This is a genomic window from Paracoccus marinaquae (genome assembly GCF_018860165.1).
Lineage (GTDB): Bacteria > Pseudomonadota > Alphaproteobacteria > Rhodobacterales > Rhodobacteraceae > Paracoccus > Paracoccus marinaquae.
This window is the reverse complement of sequence record NZ_JAHKNG010000015.1, coordinates 79,956-86,932: the sequence shown is the minus strand read 5'-3', so window position 1 is coordinate 86,932 and position 6,977 is coordinate 79,956. Positions and strand designations below refer to the sequence as shown.

Annotated in this window: 5 protein-coding genes and 1 pseudogene; 5 read left to right on the top strand and 1 reads right to left on the bottom strand. The window is 63.8% G+C overall.

Features of this window, described 5'->3' with window-relative positions:
* Positions 1-117: 117 nt before the first annotated feature.
* Together KNW02_RS10535 and KNW02_RS10530 are read left to right on the top strand one after the other, a co-directional pair.
* A pseudogene (locus KNW02_RS10535) lies at positions 118-1,266 on the top strand (recombinase family protein); the annotation flags it as partial.
* Positions 1,263-1,682, top strand: a complete 420-nt coding sequence (locus KNW02_RS10530; RefSeq protein ID WP_216033224.1) for a hypothetical protein — start codon at positions 1,263-1,265, stop codon at positions 1,680-1,682. The pseudogene KNW02_RS10535 and the gene KNW02_RS10530, both read left to right, overlap by 4 nt.
* 110 nt (positions 1,683-1,792) lie before the next feature.
* Here the strand turns inward: KNW02_RS10530 and KNW02_RS10525 are convergent, their stop codons facing one another.
* Entirely contained in the window at positions 1,793-2,827 is a 1,035-nt protein-coding gene (locus KNW02_RS10525; protein ID WP_216033223.1) for a helix-turn-helix transcriptional regulator, read from the bottom strand.
* A 112-nt stretch (positions 2,828-2,939) separates the two neighbouring features.
* On the opposite strand from KNW02_RS10525, the gene KNW02_RS10520 reads away from it, so the two are divergent.
* The 3 genes from KNW02_RS10520 to KNW02_RS10510 all read left to right on the top strand — a co-directional run bounded on the left by KNW02_RS10520 (position 2,940) and on the right by KNW02_RS10510 (position 6,605).
* Positions 2,940-3,296, top strand: coding sequence for a helix-turn-helix transcriptional regulator (locus KNW02_RS10520; protein ID WP_216033222.1), 357 nt, complete (start codon positions 2,940-2,942; stop codon positions 3,294-3,296).
* A gap of 112 nt (positions 3,297-3,408) precedes the next feature.
* The gene (locus KNW02_RS10515) at positions 3,409-5,016 is read left to right on the top strand and encodes a DUF1254 domain-containing protein (protein WP_216033221.1); all 1,608 of its coding nucleotides are present in this window, start codon (positions 3,409-3,411) and stop codon (positions 5,014-5,016) included.
* Between the two features lie 71 nt (positions 5,017-5,087).
* Positions 5,088-6,605 carry a DUF1254 domain-containing protein gene (locus KNW02_RS10510; RefSeq protein WP_216033220.1) on the top strand — a complete coding sequence of 506 codons (1,518 nt, stop codon included), beginning with the start codon at positions 5,088-5,090 and terminating at the stop codon, positions 6,603-6,605.
* Positions 6,606-6,977: the final 372 nt, after the last annotated feature.

Here is a 6,977-nt window from a genome sequence, read left to right as displayed (position 1 = left end):
TCAAAAATCCCATGTCGATCACTCCGTATGCCTCCAGCTGCTTCAAGCCGAGGCAGGGTTGCACATGGGTCAATTCTCAATGACAATTTTGGCGGTTGCCGGGTCAATTCTCAGTGGCAATCAACAGACGGCGGCATCTCGGGCGGCACGTTGGAACGCCCGGGATTGACACGCCTGCTGGAGGACATCGAGGACGGGCTGGTCGACGTGGTCGTGGTCTACAAGATCGACCGCCTCAGCCGCTCGCTCGCCGACTTCGCCAAGCTGGTCGAGGTGTTCGACCGGAACGGCGTGACCTTCGTCTCGGTGACGCAAAGCTTCAACACGACCACGTCGATGGGTCGGCTGACGCTGAACATCCTGCTGTCCTTCGCCCAGTTCGAGCGGGAGGTCACCGCCGAGCGCATCCGGGACAAGGTAGCAGCCAGTCGGAAGAAGGGGATGTGGATGGGTGGGGTGCCGCCCTTCGGTTACCGGGTGGAAAACCGGAAGCTGCTGGTCGACGAGGACAACGCTGCGCATGTGCGCTGGATCTTCTCTCGGTTCATTGAAATCGGCTCCTGCACGCTGCTGGCCCGCGAGGTCGGCGCTAGGGGGCTCGGGACACCGCGTGGCAACCGGATCGACAAGAAGTACCTCTACCGGATGCTTTCGAACCGGGCGTACCTCGGCGAAGCGGTCCACAAGGGCGAAAGCTACCCCGGCGAGCACGACGCGATCATCTACCGGGAAACATGGGACCGGGTCCATATGATCCTGCAGGAGAGCCCACGAAAACGTGCCGCGCGTACCCGTGCCGACACGCCCGCGCTGCTGAAAGGGCTGCTCTACGGTCCCGACGGCGCGGCGTTCTCGCCGACTCACACCTGCAAGGGCGGGCGGCTCTATCGCTACTATGTCAGCCAGACGGTGCTGAAGCATGGCGCGGGGGCGTGTCCCATCGGTCGCGTTCCCGCAGGTGAGATAGAGGCTGCTGTCATCGAGCAGTTGCGTGCCGTGTTCCGGCAGCCCGAGATAGTGGCGGGGACGTGGAAGGCGGCCCGCGCGCAGGATGGCGAGATCACCGAGACCGATGCGCGCGCGGCCTTGCAACAGCTCGACCCGCTGTGGGACGAACTCTTCCCCGCCGAGCAGGCGCGCATCGTGGCGTTGCTGGTCGAGCGTGTGGACATCGGTACGGACGGCCTAAACGTCCGGCTCCGCGTCGACGGGCTCGGCAGCCTCGCGCGCGAGATTCTGGCCGGTGGCATCGAGGCGGCAGCATGACCCGCGCGACGCCGATCCCCGACACGGTGACGTTGCATGTCCCGTTCCGCGTCGTGAAGCGCGGTGGGCGGAAGGAGATGCAGATGCCGGAAGGCGCCACGCAACCGCGGCGGGCAGACGGCACGCTCGTCAAAGCGCTGGCCCGCGCGTTCCGCTGGAAGAGCAAGCTAGAGTCGGGCGAGTTTGCTACCATCGCCGAACTGGCCGACAGGGAGGGCATCGCGCCCTCCTACATGACCCGGGTCCTGCGCCTGACGCTGCTTTCGCCCGACATCGTCGAGGCTATCCTGGATGGGAAGCAGAGGCCGGAAGTTACGCTCGCGCAGGTGCTGGAGCCGTTCCCGCTGGAGTGGGCGAATCAGCAGGACTCGCTGTGCCGACCTGCGCGACCGGCCATTTGTGGCCGTTCGACATGAGGCCAAAGACGAAGCCGGATACCGAAGCTGTCATTCCCACGGAATGCCTGCGGTGGCGCGTCGATCACTTCCTTGGGACAGCGCCGCTCTGCCGCGTCGCGGGTCTCTCGCTACTGCAACGGATTCTGGCGGGAGTGAGTGTCGGTTTGCGTCGCGGACCGGCGGTACGCAGACGGGGAAACCCCTGCCAGTTGGCGGAATGCGCGGGAGAAATGCTGAGGGTTCTCGTAGCCCGCGGCCATCGCGACATCGATAATCCTCGCTTCGGGATCGACAAGCAGGTCACGCGCGAGATCGAAGCGTGCCTCCCGGACGAGATCGGAATAGGTGTGGCCGCACAGCTGGAGGCGGCGCTGCAGCGTTCGGCCGGTCAGACCTACGACCTCGGCCATGAGGCGAAGATCGGGATAGCCGTCAGCGAGGTAGGGTCGGATCGCCGACCGAAGCGCTGCCGGGAAGTCCCAGATGAAGGTCTCGTCATCTAGGCAGTATTGGTCCGATGTGCCGCCCTCGCCAGCAACGCCCGGTCGGGCGAGCACGTCAGGATCTATCAGGATCGAGGTATGCGGCTGCCCGACGAGGATGCGCGTGTCGGGAAGGGCCTCGCGCGCCGCGAATGTCGGGCGTTGACGCGCGACGAAGGTCAGCTCGGCCGGGCGCCACGACGGTCCCGCAACGCTCCGGACGATAGAGATCATTGCCTGGAGGCTCAGCCACTCGCCGAGGCAGACGAAGGGATTGCCGCCGAGCCCCTGCAGGTCACAGACGACCCGAACCTGATCGCCCTCGAGGTGCATCCAGGGCGCCAGCGCGCTGTCGTCCAGCGCCGCCAGGCGAAGGAGCGCCCGCATTCTGGCGAAGCCGGTCGGCGCGTCGAGGACGGCGTGCCTGAGCGGGACGCTCAGCGACGCCAGCGTTGCGCGCTGCGCTGCCCGAAACCCGAGGTCCATCAACTCCAGATCGCGGCCGCATCGGGCGATCCACTCCAGCGACACCGGTATGCTGACGTAAGCGTCCGGCGTCTCCTCGATCCAGGAGGGAAGGCGGGAGCTCCCGAGAACGCGCTCGACCGGAACCCCGATCTCCCGCAACTCGTCAAGGTAGACGTGCAGATGCGCCGCCCTGGCGATCGCGATTTCCGTCATCCTGCACTCCACAGCTGCCTGCACCCTTTCGCCGCTTGCGATGGCGCAAAATGGGCAGATGCAGTCTCGCAAATCCGCCAAAATAGGCATGCCTGAGGAGAAAGTAGCACGCATGACCTCCAGTGGAAATGACTCTCGCGCCGATCCGTCAGAGGTGAGGACTCTGGCGGCGGAACTCGCTCTCACGGGCCCGCTGACCATCGAACGGATCGCAGGCCACCTCGGCCTCAGTTCGAGGACGCTTCAGCGACATCTTGCCGACCAAGGGGCCAGCCTGCGCGCAATCGTAGAGGAAAGTCGGCTGGAAGTCGCCCGCGTGCTGCTCTGCAAGACCGATCTGACCGTGCAGGAGATTGCCGCCCGGTCCGGCTACAGGACGCCGAGCGGCTTCGCGAGGGCCTTTGTCCGGTGGGCCGGACTTCCGCCGCGCGCCTGGCGGAACGCCAACCGCGAGCCCGATCGCCAATGAGCACGGGTGGCGCGAAATGGGCGGATCGCCCGTGCCGATCGGGTGTAGTCTGATTTCAACCGTTTAAAGCAACCAAAGCGATTAAGATCAAGGAAACCGAACAATGATCCGAATGGCCTCCATCAGCAGCTTCGCTCTGGCGATCGTCCTGGGTCCGGCATGGGCCGAAGTGCCGCAGGCGACCATCGACGCACTCGGCACGCCCGACAGCGTCGAGACATCAATCGGCACCCTCGAGTTCAAGGACGGCATCCCGACCGCAGAATCGGCCAGCAAGGTTTACGACACGCTCGACTTCACCCGCGCGCTCAACGTTTACAACAACAGCTTCCGCGGCGCCTCCGCGCTGGGACTCGTGAAAGGCTTCCGAAGCGCCGGCGCCGAGGACAACACCCATGTCCTGATCTTCGAGGATCTTCTGGATTCGGCCGGGCTGTTCATCACCGGCAATGCCGACACGGTCTACTACCTCGCCACGCTCGACCTGACGGACGGCCCGATGGTGATCGAGCAGCCGTCCGGCGGGCTCGGCACGATCAACGATATGTGGTTCTCATGGGTGATTGACGTCGGTTTCCCCGGGCCCGACCGCGGCCTGGGCGGCAAGTACCTGATTGTGGGCCCGGATTACGACGGCCCGCTGCCGGAGAACGGATATTTCGTCGCCCACGCGAAGACCAACCACGCGCTCTACGCAATGCGGGCCTTCATGGAGAACGGCAACGATCCGGCGCCCGCGGTCGCGAACGTCAAGGAAAACCTGAAGATCTATCCCTACGCGCCCGGCGCCTGGGGCACCAGCATTGCCGAGGCGCTTAAGGGGACGGTGAGGCTCGCCCAGGAACCGACGATCCCCGAGATGACCTTCATCGACGTCAGCGGCATGGCGATCAACACCATTCCACCGAGCGACTACGGTTTCTTCGAGCTGATCAACGAGAACGTCCAGAATGAGCCGGCGACGAGCTACGACGTGGAACTCGCGGGCCAGCTCGCAGCGATCGGCATCGTGCACGGCAAGCCTTTCCAACCGGACGCGCGGATGAAGGCGATTCTAACGGACGCCGCCAAGGTTGGACAGGCGGTCGGCCGCACGCTGAATGCGCGATTCGCCGACGTGCATCCCGACTGGGCCCACTCCGAGAACTCGAACTGGATGATGATGCTCTGGGAGGGTGGGGCCTTCTTCGAAACGCCGCCCCCGCTGTTCGAGGACGGCATGTTCAAGCCGTTCCCGCCGACCGGCGCGCGCACACTGGATGCGCGGACGGCCTTCTACTATGCCGTCACGCTCGATTCCCCGGCGATGATCATGCGCCTGCCGAACGTCGGCTCGCAGTACCTGCTCAGCTTCCTCGACGAGCAGGACGAGCCCTTCGACGGGGCCAAGACCTACAGGGTCACACTACCCAAGGATATCCCCGCCGCGAAATTCTGGTCTGTGACGCTCTACGACAACCAGACGCGCTCGATGCTGCAGACGCCGCAGAAATATCCGCGCGCCGGTAGCCAAAGCTCTCCCTCGCCTGCCGCCGAGGCGGCCGAGGACGGCTCCACGACGATCTGGTTCTCTCCCGAGCAGCCGGAGGGCGTTGCCCGCGGCAACTGGGTTCAAACCGACCCGGACAGGGGCTGGTTCGCGGGCTTTCGCGTCTATAGCCCGCTACCGGCCTACTTCGACAAGTCCTGGCTCCCCGGCGAGATTGAGCTGGTGGAATAGACCGACGAAGAGGCGTCCGGGAAGGATCGACGTCGCCCGCGACCGTTTGAGCGAAAATCGAGGATGAACCGATGTACCGAACGAACATGCTGTGCACCACCACGGCGCTGCTGCTTGCGGGACTGGGCTGTGCGGCGGCCGATACGTCTCCCCAGATGAAAATGACGACGCCGATTCCCGACTCCATCACCACACCGGAGAGCGTCGCCACGCGCCTGGGAACCCTGAAATTCTTCGACGGCTTTCCCGATGACGCTACTTCGGACCTGGTATACGACAACCTCGACTTCATGCGTGGCGTCGAGTCCTTCCTCAACGCCATGCCCGGCGCATCCATGGAAGCCTTCCGGGCCGGCCTTGCCAGCCAGGGCGTAGACAACAACCAGTCCATCCTGATCTTTGAAGACCTGATGGACTCGCATTCGCTGTTCCTGACCGGGAACACCGAGAGCATCTACAACCTGGCCTGGCTCGACACCAAAGCCGGACCGCTGGTGATCGAGACGCCGCCGAACATCCTCGGTTTCATCGACACCCACTGGTTCGAATATGTCGGCGACGTCGGCAATGCCGGTCCTGACAAGGGCAAGGGCGGCAAGTATCTGCTGTTGCCGCCGGGCTATGACGGCGAGGTGCCGGACGGCTATTTCGTGCTGCGCTCGCCCTCCTACGGCAACCTGCTCTTCTTCAGGGGCTTCCTTGAAAACGGCAGCACCGAGACCGCCGTCGGGAACACCAGGGAACTCTACAAGGTGTATCTCCTGTCGGAAGCTGACAATCCGCCACCGATGACGTTCATCAACGGCTCGAGCAAGGAGTTCAACACCGTCCACGCCAACGATTTCAGGTTCTATGAGGAAGTGAACGCTATCGTTCAGTACGAGCCGAACGAGGCCTACCATCCGGAAGTGCTCGGACAGCTTGCCGCCATCGGAATCGAGAAGGGCAAGCCTTTCGCCCCCGACGAGCGGATGAAGAAAATCCTCACCGAGGCCGCGGCGGTCGGCAACGCGACGGCGCGCACGATCACCTTCAAGACCCGTATCGAGGAAGCCTACTTCTATCCCGACAGCGCTTGGTTCACCGGCTTCGTCGGCGGCAGCTACCAGTTCCTCCTGCAGCCCGGGGTTCGTAATCTCGATGCCCGCGTCCTGTTTCACTACTATGCAACGGGGATCACGCCGGCGATGGCGATCAAGCGAGTTGGCGTCGGCTCGCAGTATGCCGCCGCAACCACCGACGCCGAAGGAAAACCTCTCGACGGCAGCAAGACCTACAAGCTTCACCTGCCGCCAAATATTCCGGCCAAGGACTTCTGGTCGTTCGTCGTCTACGACAACCAGACCCGTTCCATGCTGCAGACCGACCAGCAATTCCCGAGCATCGGCAGCGACAAGACGGACATCGTGACCAACGCCGACTCCTCGGTCGACATCTGGTTCGGCCCGACGGCGCCCGAGGGTCATGAGGCCAACTGGGTGCAGACGGTGCCGGGCAAGGGCTGGAACGTCGTGATGCGCCTTTACGGGCCGCTGGAATCCTGGTTCGACAAGACCTGGCAGCCGGGCGAGTTCGAGCTTGTGAACTGAACCCATCCGGTCAAGCAGACCATGCACATGCTTCCGACCCTCTTCGCTTCCCGGCTCTCCCGGCGGCATGTGCTCGCCGTCGGCGAGGGCCGGTCGCCCGCCGAAGCCATGACCAACGTTCGCTTTGACCCATATGACCGATTTGGTTGCGATGCTGCCGATGGCCGCTGTGCGCCCAAAGTGACCTGCTCGCACCCGATGCTGGGATAGCGAACTTTCGATCTCTGTTCCATCTGGCCGCGCGCCACTGGCGTCGAAGCGTTCAGCCCAAGCACGCCGGAAACGATTTTATATCAGTGCCTTACAAACAATTCACCAAATCCGCACAGTCATGAGGTCCGGAGAATATCGGCCCGGAGAGACCACTTCCGG